The organism is Bacillus sp. FSL R10-2201, assembly GCF_038008665.1.
GTDB lineage: Bacteria > Bacillota > Bacilli > Bacillales > Bacillaceae_G > Bacillus_A > Bacillus_A mycoides.
Map to the genome: position 1 here is coordinate 4249309 of NZ_JBBOZP010000001.1, position 13647 is coordinate 4262955.

Genomic DNA, 13647 nt, shown 5'->3' on the forward strand with positions numbered 1-13647 from the left:
TTCTCTCCCTCCTATTCTAACGGCGCTGTAGGCATATCACGTTTTGCAACTATAATATGCTCTACATCATTCAAATCAGCGGATGGTTTTACATAAGCCGTTTTTGTTAAACCGTATGGATCTGGCTGAACATCAACAATTTTCCCAATCGCAAGACCTTTAGGGAAGATATCACCAAGTCCAGATGTTACAACTAGTTGATCTTTTTGTACCTCTGCATCAGAGCTAATCTTTGTGAAAAGAAGTAGTTGTTTTTCTTTATCGTAACCTTCAATTAATCCAAAGATATTTTCTTGTCCTTGTACAATAGCAGAAACACGGTTTGTTCGGCTCATCGAACTTAACAACTCTACTGACGATGTAAACTGAGATACACTTTTTACGCGTCCAACTAAACCTTTCGGAGTTACAACAGCCATATCTTTTTTGATCCCTTGCTGTGCTCCTTTATCAATTCCAACTAAATCGTACCATTTATCGGGATTACGAGAAACCACACTAGCTTGTACTTCCGTATAATCACCACGGGACTTTTCTTTACCAGTTAATTCTCGTAGTTTTTTATTCTCATCGTCTAAATTTTTCACTACGGCAGATAAATCTGCGGTAGAATCTAATTTTGCTTTCAGCTTTTTATTCTCTTCATACGTGCGCTTTACATCTTCTACATTCTCGAAGAATCCGGCAACATAATTCGCTGGCTTTTGGAATACACGTTCTACAACACCGACAGTATCTTTTATAAACTGCTCTGGCCATGATAAACTGTTCCGTTCTTTCAATGAGATTCCAATCAATGCCACGAGAAGAATAATACTAACTAACAAAACAATTAATCTTTTGTTTAAGAAAAACTGTGGCACGTTCACACCCTCTTAATTTCATTGATTTTTATTTTGCAATATTATCGAGCAGCAGTTTTGAAAAGGTCGATATTGTCTAATGCTTTACCCGTTCCAATTGCTACGCAATCTAATGGATCCTCTGCAACAAGAACTGGCATATTTGTTTCTTCACTAATAACTTTATCTAAGTTACGTAGTAATGCCCCGCCACCCGTTAATACGATACCGCGGTCCATAATATCCGCTGCTAATTCAGGTGGAGTTTTTTCTAACGTATTTTTAACTGATTCTACAATTGCATCTACTGTATCTTTTAATGCATCTGCAATTTCTTCTGGTTGAATTAGTACTGTTTTCGGTAAACCACTTACTAAATCACGACCGCGAATTTCCATAGGCTCAATACCTTCTGGCTCGCCTGCAGAACCGATTTCTAATTTTAGTGCTTCTGCTGTTCTTTCACCAATCATTAAGTTGTAGCTTTTCTTAATGTACTGAATGATTGAATCGTCCATATCATCACCAGCAACACGAACTGATTGACTTGTTACAATACCACCTAAAGAAATAATTGCAACTTCTGTTGTACCACCACCGATATCAACAACCATACTACCAGTCGGCTCCCAAACAGGTAAGTTTGCACCAATTGCTGCTGCAAATGGCTCTTCGATTGGATAAGCATCACGAGCACCAGCTTGACGAGTCGCATCGATTACTGCACGTCTTTCTACAGCTGTAATACCAGATGGTACACATACCATTACGTATGGTTTACGTGAGAAGAATCCATTTGATTTTTGAGCTTGTTGAATGTAGTATTTCATCATTATTGCTGTTGTTTCGTAATCAGCAATTACACCATCTTTCATAGGGCGAAGTGCCACTACGTTTCCTGGTGTACGACCAATCATTTGTTTTGCATCGCTACCTACCGCAACGATTTGTTTCGTATCAGTTTGTAATGCTACTACTGAAGGTTCACGTAAAACTACACCTTTCCCTTTCACATATACAAGCGTATTCGCTGTTCCTAAGTCTATTCCAAGATCGCGAGTAAATCCACCAAATCCAAACATATCATTTATCTTCCCTTCTTATTTTCACGGACTCATTTTTCTTACTTTATATTTATAAAAACAGTACGTTTTTTTATATCTGCATCCTTTTTGTAGATAATTTTCTACAAAAAACTCATAAATCACATTATAAAACAAAATAAGTAAAAAGAATAGTCTTAAATATGACCTTTTTCCTTTAAACTCACGAATTTATGGTCACCTATTATGATATGATCAAGTACTTCAATTCCGATAATTCGACCACATTCTACTAATCGTTTTGTAACTTCAATATCTTCACGGCTCGGCGCCGGATCTCCTGAGGGATGGTTATGAAGACATATAATAGAGGCTGCTGCCCGACGGAACGCTTCTTTAAAAACTTCCCTTGGGTGCACAATCGACGTATTTAAACTTCCAATAAAAATAGTTTGCCTATGTATAACTTGATTTTTCGTATTCAAATATAAACAAACAAAATGCTCCTGTTGCAAAAAACGCATCTCTTCCATCATATAACTCGCACAATCTTCTGGACTTCGAATACTATATCTATTTTGATATTCTAAACGTACCATTCTTCTACCTAATTCAAAAGCAGCCATAAGCTGCGACGCCTTTGCAATCCCAACACCATGAATGCTCATCATCTCTTCTAACGTTGCATCCTTTAACATTCGTAAGCCGTCAAAATGATGGAGAATATTATCTGATAACGTTAACACCGTTTCTTCTTTAGAACCCGTTCTGAGTAAAACTGCAAGAAGTTCTCGATTCGATAAACTTCCTGCTCCTTCTAACAATAAACGCTCCCGTGGCTGTTCTTCTCTCACAACATCACGAATACCGTTCATCTCTCCACCCCTTTTTTTTACGATTTCTCCTAAAGAAAACCCCATGCAATTTTACGCATGGGTTACATCGCTATCAAACTGTTTTAATTCACGGACAAGACGCGCAATTGGCAAGCCAACTACACTGTAGTAGTCCCCTTGAATATGTTGAACAAAAATAGACCCTTTACCTTGAATTCCATAGCTCCCTGCTTTATCAAGTGGTTCCTTCGATGCAACGTATACGTCTATTTCCTCTTCTGTTAATCCCCAAAATGTTACTTCTGTACGTTCATAAAAAGTTACCGTTTTTTCTTTCGATATAATTGCAACACCTGTGTATACTTCGTGTGTTTTCCCCGATAATAATCGTAACATTTCTTTCGCCTCAGCCTCATTAGACGGCTTTCCAAGAATACGCGAATCATATGTAACAATTGTATCTGCACCTAGTACAACGTGATTACTATGGTTTTCTGCCACAGCAGATGCTTTTTGCAAAGCAAGCGACATAACAATATCAGAAGGTGATGAATATGCACCAATCGTCTCTTCTACTTCACTAACAACGATTTCAAATGGCACATCTGCTAATTCAAGCAGTTCCTTCCTCCTAGGTGACCCTGAAGCTAAAATAATTTTCCTCATATTTTCTCCTTCCCTTCTCACATGAAGCAGAATAATTCAAATCAATCGTATCAAAGGAATAGTTTCCCCACAAATTCTAGAAATATCATTTTCTCTAAACAAAATAATAGTTCTTTTTAAATACGATTATATGCTGCCCATACAGAAAGCACTTTGTTCTAAATTCAAAAGAAAAGAAAGAAGTATATGTACTTCTTTCTTCGTCATTTCATTATCCTATTATTTCACTTTTTGTGAAACCATTTTTTCATACGAAAGTATACCATCAATAATAACTTGATTTAATTTAGCTACAGATTCCTTATCGCTCTTCCCTTCCTTAATCGTTTGCACCGCTATTGACGTATACGTATAAAGCTTCTTTGCATCTTCACGCTTCATACTCTTCCCTTCCTTTTCCATAGCTTTCCACTCTTTTTGAATCGCTTCTATATCTTTTGGATTACTTTTTCCACTAGTTTGTACGCTGGACACATATTTTGCTAAATGAGTATATAATGGCTGCACTTTCGCTAAAAACATTCCTACTTCTTTATCATTTTTGAGCAATGCTTTATCTGTAATATCCCAATTTTTTTTCAAAACTGAAACACCATCTTGCTTATACTGATCTATTAATTGATTAACAGCCTGTTCATCGCTCGTAATAGCAACAACTAACGCATACTTATCACCACTCGGTTTCAAAGTAGCCACGCCCCCATTACTTTTCCACTCTTCAATAGCAGCCTGTCCTTTTTCTTCAGAGGAATAAAGCCCTCCTTGAACGAAAAATAGTTTCATTGGTTCTAATGACGTTCCTACCTGTGCCTTTGGTTTTTCCTCTTTCGGTGTTGGTGTTTGTTCTGCCGTTCCACCCACCTTTTGTTCCTCATTACCTGTCTGCTTCGAAGCCGTTACCTTACCTTCTCCTGTCGTCCCTTGTCCAGTTAATAAATGAATCATACCCATCCCAAATGCAGTACCGATAATTATTGCAGTTGCAACGATTGCGATTATTGTATTGCTCCACTTCTTTCGATATTTTTCCATAGATACTGATTTCGCTTTTTGAAACGGAACTACATTTTTCGGTCTCTCACTTTCTGCTATCATCCAGTCAAACTCATCCTTCTTTTTTTCCTCATACTTCGCTTCTGTTCCATTTACTTTCACCGAGATCGTTCGTGATTGCTTGTCCATACACTCACACCTCACCTCTTGTCATTGTCCGCATCATATCATATTCATTCCACAAAAAAACGAGATATTTGTCAGAGGAATTCGTCAAATAACCCTATATTATTATCTTATATGTATGCATTTGACTTCATTTGTAGAACAAAAAACTAGATAGCAAAGACTATCTAGTTTTTCTCGCGAATATATTTTCTAACTTCGGAAATGAAATACAAAGAACCTGTTATGATAAAAACATCATGTTCTCCTATCCTGTCAACCTTTGTATCAATTGCCTCTTTCCAATCTTCAAAAACTAATTTTGACTCTTGTTGTGAATACGATGCAAGCTTGTCAGCAGAAATGGCACGATCAAAGGCAAACGTCGTAAATATTATTTCATCAGCAACTTTTTCTAATTGCCCTACCATGTTATGTAACTGTTTGTCACCAAGAGCAGTAAATAAAACTATTACATTCTTCTTTTTATAATGTGCCTCTACTGTTTTTACAAGACTTTCAATACCTTCTGGATTATGAGCACCATCTATTATAATATCTGGATTACTTTGTAACTTTTCAAATCGACCAATCCAGTATGCTTCTTGTAAGCCAACTTTCATCTCCTCTTCATTAATTAAAAATGATAAATATGTTTTTAAATACATTACTGCCATAAGCGCTAGTGCTGCATTGCCTACTTGGTGAATGCCTTTCATTGAAATCCGAACATTTTCAAACGAGGCAAATGGACAATCAAAATCAAAGTGTTCCCCATCTTTATTAGAATGTTTATGTAGTGTTGTAAACTGTTTTCCAAGTTCATATAAGCTTGCATGATTTTCCTTAGCAACCTTTTGAATTACTTGCAATGCTTCTTCATTTTTCACACCAGTAATAACTGGAACACCAGACTTAATAATCCCTGCCTTTTCATATGCAATTTCTCCTAGTGTATTGCCTAAAATATGCATATGATCGTGGCCGATATTCGTAATAATCGTGAGAACCGGATGAATAACATTTGTAGAATCAAATCTTCCCCCAAGCCCCGTTTCAAATAAAACAACATCACAGAAATTAACTTTACCGAAATAATAAATTGCCATTACTGTAATGATTTCAAACTCAGTCGCTTCTCCTAAGTCCGTCTCATCTAATTTTTCAACGACTGGCTTTACCATATTTACAAGTTCCGCAATCTCTTCATCTGCAATCGGTATTCCGTTTACACTAATACGTTCATTGAATGTTTCTATGTAAGGCGATGTAAACGTTCCTACTTTATATTTCGCGCCTTCTAACATGTAGCGCATATATGTTAAAGTTGAACCTTTTCCATTTGTGCCGGCAAGATGAACACATTTTATATGACGCTCTGGATTTCCGAGTTCTTCTAACATCCATTGCATTCTTTCTAGCCCTGGTTTTATCCCAAATTTCAATCGGCTATGAATCCAGTTTATCGCTTCTTCGTATGTATGTATCACGTTTGCTATTCCCCTTTCAAAAGACAAACTTCTTAATTCTATTATACGCAAAGAAAAGAGACTCACCAATATAGTGAGTCTCTGAAAAACATTTTTATTTCTCAAGATCCGCTAGACGTTGACGAACCGCTTCGCGTTTTTCTAGGTAATCTTGCTCTTTCGCACGCTCTCCGTCAATAACTTCTGCAGGAGCTTTCGCTACGAATCCTTGGTTTGAAAGTTTCTTCTGTACACGTTCTACTTCTTTATCGAACTTCTCAAGTTCTTTTTCAAGACGCGCTTTCTCTTCATCAAGATTGATAAGATCAGCTAACGGTAAGAATAACTCTGCACCTGATACGATTGCAGTCATCGCTTTTTCTGGCGCTTGTAAATCAATCTTAATTGTTAGTTCACTTGGGTTACAGAAACGCTCAATGTAAGAACTGTTTTTCGTAAGCTGAGCTAGTACTACCTCGTCTTTTGCTTTAATTTGCATTTGAACTTTTTTGCTCATTGGTGTATTTACTTCCGCACGGATGTTACGAACAGAGCGAATGATATCAACTAGAAGGTGCATTTCTGCTGCCGCTTCTTTATCTTGTAAATCTTCGCGAACTGTTGGCCATGCCGCTACTGTAATAGACTCGCCTTCATGCGGTAAATGCTGCCAAATTTTCTCTGTTACAAATGGCATGAATGGATGTAATAGACGCATTGTTTGGTCTAATACGTAAGCTAAAATCGAACGAGTTGTTTTCTTAGCTGCTTCATCTTCACCGTATAGTGGAAGTTTCGCCATCTCAATGTACCAGTCACAGAAATCATCCCAAATGAAGTTGTATAATGAACGACCAGCTTCACCGAACTCATATTTATCCATGTTACGTGTTACACTTTCGATTGTTTCGTTTAAGCGAGTTAAAATCCACTTATCTGCAACTGATTTTTCACCAGTTAAATCGATTTCTTCATACTTCATGTCATCCATGTTCATTAATACGAAACGTGATGCGTTCCAAATTTTATTAATGAAGTTCCAAGTAGATTCTACTTTTTCCATGCTGAAACGTAAATCTTGACCTGGTGCACTTCCTGTTGATAAGAAGTAACGCATCGCATCTGCACCGTACTTCTCGATAACATCCATCGGATCAATACCGTTACCAAGAGATTTACTCATTTTACGTCCTTGCTCATCACGAACTAAACCGTGAATTAATACATCTTTAAATGGACGCTCTCCTGTAAACTCTAAACCTTGGAAAATCATACGAGATACCCAGAAGAAGATGATATCATAACCAGTTACTAAAGCATCTGTTGAATAGAACTTTTTAAAGTCTGCTGCATCTTCATTCGGCCAGCCAAGTGTTGAGAATGGCCATAATGCTGAACTGAACCATGTATCAAGCACGTCATTATCTTGATTCCAGTTTTCAAGATCTGCTGGCGCTTCTGTACCTACGTATACTTCACCAGTTTCTTTATGATACCAAGCTGGAATGCGGTGTCCCCACCATAATTGACGAGAAATACACCAGTCATGAATGTTTTCCATCCAGCGTAAGTATGTGTTTTCAAAACGCTCTGGTACGAACGTTACTTTTTCTTCTTCTTTTTGTTGAAGTTCTACCGCTTTTTCTGCAAGTGGAGCCATTTTTACGAACCATTGTGTTGATAAATAAGGCTCAACAACTGCACCGCTACGCTCACTATGACCTACTGAGTGCATATGAGGCTCGATTTCTACTAATACGCCAGCTTCTTGTAAGTCTTTCACTAACTCTTTACGGCATTCGAAACGATCCATACCGTTATACTTACCAGCTTTTTCGTTCATCGTTCCATCTTCGTTCATTACTAAAATACGTGGTAAGTCATGACGGTTACCTACTTCAAAGTCATTCGGGTCATGAGCTGGTGTAATTTTCACAACGCCTGTTCCGAAGTCTTTTTCTACGTATTCATCAGCAATAATCGGAATCTCTCGGCCTACGATTGGAAGTGTAACTGTTTTTCCGATTAAATGTTTGTAGCGATCATCTTCTGGATGAACTGCTACCGCTGTATCACCAAGCATTGTTTCTGGACGAGTAGTTGCAAGGCGAATGTGACCAGAACCGTCTGTTAACGGATAGTTCATATGGTAGAATGCACCTTGAACTTCTTTATGAATTACTTCAATATCAGAAAGAGCTGTGCGTGTTGCTGGATCCCAGTTGATGATATACTCACCGCGATAAATTAAGTCTTTTTCATATAATTGAACGAATACTTTATTAACAGCGTTAGATAAACCTTCGTCTAATGTGAAGCGTTCACGAGAATAGTCTAGTCCTAAACCAACTTTTCCCCATTGTTGACGAATGTGAGAAGCGTATTCTTCTTTCCATTCCCAAGCTTTTTCAAGGAATTTCTCACGACCAAGATCGTAACGTGAAATACCTTCTTCACGAAGTTTTCCTTCTACCTTCGCTTGCGTTGCGATACCAGCATGGTCCATTCCTGGAAGCCATAATACATCGTAACCTTGCATACGCTTTGTACGAGTTAAAATATCTTGAAGCGTCGTATCCCAAGCGTGACCTAAGTGTAACTTACCAGTTACGTTCGGAGGTGGAATTACAATTGTATATGGTTGTTTCTTCTCATCTCCTGTTGCTTCGAAATATTTGCCTTCAAGCCACCACTTGTAAAGGCCTTCTTCAACGGACATATGATCATATTTAGTTGGTAAATTATTTTCCGTGTTTGACATTATTTTCCCTCCTTAAAATAAAAAATGCCCCTCATCCAAAAAAGGACGAGGGACATCGCGGTACCACCTTTATTTACAAACAAATTCAGAATTTGCTTATACTCTTAATTTGATAACGGACAAATCCGTCTTTTCCTAATAAGAATCATTCCGTTCAGAAAAGATGCTCCAGGGCTACCTTCTAACATAACTATCTAGAGAACCTCCCAGCCAATGGTTCCCCTCTCTGAAGACGTTTCATGTTATACTCTTCCCCTTCAATGCATTTATGTGATTGTTAATTATTATATACAATAGTGTAAAAAACGAAACCTTATTCGTCAAGATAAATTTGAAACTACGGCTTTTATCTCTTTATGGAACTAATAAAAAAAGATAAGCAGGGTTCTCCCTACTTATCTTCTTTATCCGTTCCCTTGCTGGGCAGCTTGTAATTGCGAAAGGAAATATTCTGTATTACTAATGAGCCAATGCGATTGCTGCAGAATTTTTACCCCGCGAAGCTCATTTTCTTCATTACGACTCTTTCTTCTTTTCGTATACGACTGAATTTGCCGAATAAAATGCGACGGGTACGTCATATACGCAAACATAAGAAGCTGCTCCTCTTTCGTAAATGGAAAATTTTTTTGATACATTTGATACCATTCAAAGCGGTCGCTCCGCGCAATTGGATATGTGTTCAAAGACCTTGAATAAAAGCTGACGATATCCTGTACCGGTGTAGCAAACTGAGACTTTTCTAAACTAATAAAATAACCGTTTCGTTCATAATCAAATAAAAAGTGATTAAGCGATACATTTCCATGAACGAAAGTAGTACGTGTTTTTTCCTTTTCTTTCATTGCATCATGCCATTCACTTAATTGTTTCGTTGCGAACTCACGTGCTCTCATAGCGTGGTGATAATACGTACAATATTGTAATTCAAATGGAGACATATACCACTTCGCTTCTGATTCTACAAGAAACTCTTCTAATATCTCACCATCATTTTCCCAACGGTCGGATATATTTGTATAATGTTTTTTTAAATCTTCTTCTGTATAAGTCTCCTCTTTCACCGTTTTTTGATGCAACGTCCCGAGCGTTTGAAACATCTTATGGTATTGATCATTATCTTCGCCATTTCCTTCCGCACGTTCTAACCAAGGCATTAAATAATAGCTATACGCCCCATCACTTAAAACATAATTCCCGTCCGTCGTGTGATAGATAGGTACATAATTCGAAAAACCTTTCTCCTTCAAATATTGAATATGGTGTAAAAAATTATTCCGCTCTAATTTTCTATCTTGTATTTTCTTTAACGCATACGGACCTTGATTCGTATAAATTTTCATTACACTTCCGTGCTCTTCCATATGCTGAGTGTCCAATCTATATTGCCTCACAATGGGTTCATAGCGATTTCGTAATTCAATATCCATACGAATAACCCTTTCTTATTCAAAACATAGCTTCTAGGAGAAGAAAAGAGGTGAGTGAAAAAACTCACTCACTTATTTCACTGTTGCTTTTGAAACAGGAATATATATAATTTGCCCTGTAGTTAAATATATATCTTCTGATTGATTTACACGATATAAGCTTTGTACAGTCGTTTCATAACGTTCTGCAACCGATTCAATTGTATCTCCTTCTTGTACGAAGTACATTCTTAACTTCGTAAATTCTTCTTCTGGTTCTTTCGTAAATAATTTCGTTAAATAAAGTGCATTTTCATCTCGCTGTGAATATGCTTCTTCCTCTGGCTCTTCCTGCTTTTTCGCTTTTTCTTTCTTGAAATTTTTCCGCCCGAACAATTCAAATTGTGGCGTCTTTTCTTGCTCCTCTTCACGCTCCACAAGTTCATGTTCTTCTAATTCCTCTTCTTCTATTTCTTGCTCTTTTCTTTCTTCTAACTGAAACGGCTCAAATGCATAATCTTCCCATCCATCTGATTCTTTATAGGCTGGTACCTCTTCGTGCGGCGCAGGTCTACTTTCATCTTCTTCAGCTGAATCAGCTTCCAACTCGGCATACACAGTCTCTTCCTCTTCATCCTCGGTTCTTTCTTCGTCACATAAACCTGTAATAGATATATCCGCTAATAGTTGTAAGCAACCATTTTCCTTTAATTCATAATCAAATTCCTCGATTGATACATATAATTCTTCAATTACTTTCACTCGATTTCTTGGAATTGATATTTCGAGCGGAAAGGAATGGACAAGCTCATTAACCCCGTCTGCCCTTGTTTCTACATAATCAATTGCCTTTGCTGGTGATAGCTCTCTTAATGAATAAGCTGAATCATCTTGCCTTGCAACATACTCTCCCGTTAAATCTAATTGCCCCCTCACGATAACTTCATGATCGAGCTCCTCTATCTCAACGTCTGGATCTAACGAAATTGACAAAAGTTCTTCGACTTCCTGTCCCTTCTGGAACCAAACAGATTCTTTTAATGAAAATCGTAATGAATGATCTGTTGCCACTTCTTTTCCCCCTCCCAAACTATATGTCATTACAGATTTATGTTCCCTAAGGCTACTTTATGAATAAAAAAAATCGCTCCCCTAATGGAAAGCGATTTTCTCTAAGAAATTATGCCTTTAATTTTGACATTGCAATTTCGGCCGCCGCAATTGTCGCCTCAATATCTGCATCACTATGTGCTGTCGATAAGAATAAACCTTCAAATTGAGAAGGTGGTAAAAATACACCTTGTTCTACCATTTCACGATAGTAAGCTGCAAAGAATTCTAAGTTTGAAGATTTTGCTGCATCATAATTAATAACTTGCTCATCTGTAAAGAAAATACCAATCATAGAACCTGCACGATTAATGTGATGCGGGATATTATGCTTTTCAGCTGCCTTACGTAGTCCAGCCTCTAACATTTCTGCTTTACGCTCAAATTCCACATATGATTCTGGCGTTAACTGCACTAACGTTTCATAACCTGCTGTCATTGCAAGTGGATTACCCGATAATGTTCCAGCTTGGTAAATCGGTCCGCTTGGTGCAACTTGACGCATAATCTCTGCCTTCCCACCGTATGCTCCTACCGGCAAGCCACCACCGATTACTTTACCTAAACAAGTTAAGTCAGGAGTTACACCGTAGTAACCTTGTCCACAATTATAAGCAACACGGAATCCTGTCATTACTTCATCAAAAATAAGTAGTGCACCGTTTTGCTCTGTCACTTCACGAAGTCCTTCTAAAAACCCTGGTTGAGGGGGAACAACACCCATATTCCCTGCCACTGGTTCTACAATTATACAAGCGATGTCATCACCGAATTGTTCGAAAGCATATTTTACACTTTCTAAATCGTTATACGCTACTGTAATCGTATTTTTCGCTACACCTTCTGGTACACCAGGGCTATCTGGTAAACCTAGCGTTGCTACACCCGAACCTGCTTTAATCAATAAAGAATCACCATGACCGTGATAACAACCAATGAATTTCAAAATTTTGTTACGTCCAGTGTAACCACGAGCTAAACGTAGCGCGCTCATTGTCGCCTCTGTTCCAGAGTTAACCATACGCACAATCTCAATTGATGGTACACGCTCGATAACAAGCTGCGCTAATTTATTTTCAATTTCTGTTGGTGCACCAAAGCTTGTTCCTTTTTCAGCAACAGCTTTTAAAGCCTCAACAACACGATCATTCGCATGACCATGAATTAAAGGTCCCCACGATAATACGTAATCGATGTATTCATTCCCATCGATATCATATACTTTAGAGCCTTTTCCGCGCTCCATAAACAGCGGATTCATACCAACAGACTTAAAAGCACGGACAGGGCTGTTTACGCCTCCAGGCATTAAATTTTGAGCCTCTTCAAACGCCGCAATCGATTTATCAAATTTTTTCATTATTTAGCGCCTCCTTCTTGTAACCATCTTGCTGCATCTTTTGCATGATACGTAATAATTAAGTCTGCTCCTGCGCGTTTCATGCTAATTAATTTCTCAAGTACAACTTCTTTTTCATTAATCCAACCATTTTGTGCTGCTGCTTTAATCATCGAATATTCACCACTTACGTTATAAGCAACGACTGGTAAGTTAAAGTTATTTTTCACATCACGAACGATATCTAGATAAGAAAGAGCTGGCTTTACAATTAAGAAGTCGGCCCCTTCCATTACATCTGATTCTGCTTCACGGAATGCTTCCATACGGTTCGCTGGGTCCATTTGATATGTTTTACGGTCACCAAACTGCGGTGCACCATGTGCTGCATCACGGAACGGTCCGTAAAATGCTGATGAATATTTCACAGCGTACGACATAACTGGTACGTGCGCGAAACCATTTTCATCTAATGCATGGCGAATTGCTGTTACGAATCCGTCCATCATGTTAGATGGTGCAATAATGTCTGCCCCTGCTTTCGCTTGACTTACAGCTGTTTTTGCAAGAGCTGCAAGAGACTCATCATTTAAAATAACGCCATCTTCAATAACACCGCAATGACCATGGCTTGTAAATTGACATAAACATGTATCTGCAACTACTACTAGCTCTGGGAACTCATCTTTAATTTGCTTAATTGCACGCTGTACAATTCCATGCTCACAATATGCCGATGATCCAACTTCGTCCTTTTCAGCAGGTAAACCAAATACAATAACAGAACGAATACCTAAATCAACGACCTCTTGCATTTCAGCTTGCAATAAATCTAAAGACATTTGATATACGCCTGGCATAGAAGGAACTTCATTACGAGTATTTTCTCCTTCTAATACAAAAATAGGGTAAATAAAATCTTCTGTATGTAAAAATGTTTCACGTACAAGCGCACGCATGCCCCCGCTTTGTCTTAAACGACGATGACGATTAAATTGTAAAGAATTCATAGAT

11 protein-coding genes and 1 other annotated feature are annotated in these 13647 nt (G+C 38.0%); all 11 genes read right to left on the reverse strand.

The window, feature by feature from the left end; genetic code table 11:
• Positions 1-11: 11 nt before the first annotated feature.
• Positions 12-863, reverse strand: a complete 852-nt coding sequence (mreC, locus tag NSQ69_RS21975) for a rod shape-determining protein MreC (RefSeq protein ID WP_002129256.1) — start codon at positions 861-863, stop codon at positions 12-14.
• 41 nt (positions 864-904) lie between these two features.
• Entirely contained in the window at positions 905-1924 is a 1020-nt protein-coding gene (gene mreB / locus NSQ69_RS21980) for a cell shape-determining protein MreB (protein ID WP_002015369.1), read from the reverse strand.
• Positions 1925-2082: 158 nt separating this feature from the next.
• A complete protein-coding gene (gene radC, locus NSQ69_RS21985) occupies positions 2083-2760 on the reverse strand; it encodes a DNA repair protein RadC (RefSeq protein WP_002015368.1) in 678 nt (225 codons plus the stop codon).
• 51 nt (positions 2761-2811) lie between these two features.
• A complete protein-coding gene (locus NSQ69_RS21990; protein WP_002129258.1) occupies positions 2812-3387 on the reverse strand; it encodes a Maf family protein in 576 nt (191 codons plus the stop codon).
• 219 nt (positions 3388-3606) lie between these two features.
• The gene (locus tag NSQ69_RS21995) at positions 3607-4569 is read right to left on the reverse strand and encodes a hypothetical protein (protein ID WP_002129259.1); all 963 of its coding nucleotides are present in this window, start codon (positions 4567-4569) and stop codon (positions 3607-3609) included.
• Between the two features lie 164 nt (positions 4570-4733).
• Positions 4734-6035 carry a bifunctional folylpolyglutamate synthase/dihydrofolate synthase gene (locus NSQ69_RS22000; RefSeq protein WP_002129261.1) on the reverse strand — a complete coding sequence of 434 codons (1302 nt, stop codon included), beginning with the start codon at positions 6033-6035 and terminating at the stop codon, positions 4734-4736.
• A gap of 94 nt (positions 6036-6129) precedes the next feature.
• Positions 6130-8775, reverse strand: coding sequence for a valine--tRNA ligase (locus tag NSQ69_RS22005; protein ID WP_002129263.1), 2646 nt, complete (start codon positions 8773-8775; stop codon positions 6130-6132).
• Between the two features lie 38 nt (positions 8776-8813).
• Positions 8814-9045: a binding site (T-box leader), on the reverse strand.
• 134 nt (positions 9046-9179) lie between these two features.
• The gene (gene ysxE, locus NSQ69_RS22010; RefSeq protein ID WP_341099671.1) at positions 9180-10205 is read right to left on the reverse strand and encodes a spore coat protein YsxE; all 1026 of its coding nucleotides are present in this window, start codon (positions 10203-10205) and stop codon (positions 9180-9182) included.
• Positions 10206-10277: 72 nt separating this feature from the next.
• Positions 10278-11285, reverse strand: a complete 1008-nt coding sequence (gene spoVID / locus NSQ69_RS22015; RefSeq protein WP_002015360.1) for a stage VI sporulation protein D — start codon at positions 11283-11285, stop codon at positions 10278-10280.
• Positions 11286-11364: 79 nt separating this feature from the next.
• Positions 11365-12654, reverse strand: coding sequence for a glutamate-1-semialdehyde 2,1-aminomutase (hemL, locus tag NSQ69_RS22020; protein ID WP_002034163.1), 1290 nt, complete (start codon positions 12652-12654; stop codon positions 11365-11367).
• Positions 12654-13643 (reverse strand): porphobilinogen synthase, encoded by a 990-nt coding sequence (gene hemB / locus NSQ69_RS22025; protein WP_002015358.1) that lies wholly within the window; start codon positions 13641-13643, stop codon positions 12654-12656. Before hemB ends, hemL begins: the two co-directional genes overlap by 1 nt.
• Between the last annotated feature and the right edge of the window lie 4 nt (positions 13644-13647).

Bases quoted from the DNA above. Each gene is read 5' to 3' on its own strand.
- hemB (WP_002015358.1), bottom strand. From the start codon at position 13,643: ATGAATTCTTTACAATTTAATCGTCATCGTCGTTTAAGACAAAGCGGG.
- ysxE (WP_341099671.1), bottom strand. From the start codon at position 10,205: ATGGATATTGAATTACGAAATCGCTATGAACCCATTGTGAGGCAATAT.
- NSQ69_RS21995 (WP_002129259.1), bottom strand. From the start codon at position 4,569: ATGGACAAGCAATCACGAACGATCTCGGTGAAAGTAAATGGAACAGAA.
- NSQ69_RS21990 (WP_002129258.1), bottom strand. From the start codon at position 3,387: ATGAGGAAAATTATTTTAGCTTCAGGGTCACCTAGGAGGAAGGAACTG.
- spoVID (WP_002015360.1), bottom strand. From the start codon at position 11,285: ATGACATATAGTTTGGGAGGGGGAAAAGAAGTGGCAACAGATCATTCA.
- mreB (WP_002015369.1), bottom strand. From the start codon at position 1,924: ATGTTTGGATTTGGTGGATTTACTCGCGATCTTGGAATAGACTTAGGA.
- hemL (WP_002034163.1), bottom strand. From the start codon at position 12,654: ATGAAAAAATTTGATAAATCGATTGCGGCGTTTGAAGAGGCTCAAAAT.
- NSQ69_RS22005 (WP_002129263.1), bottom strand. From the start codon at position 8,775: ATGTCAAACACGGAAAATAATTTACCAACTAAATATGATCATATGTCC.
- radC (WP_002015368.1), bottom strand. From the start codon at position 2,760: ATGAACGGTATTCGTGATGTTGTGAGAGAAGAACAGCCACGGGAGCGT.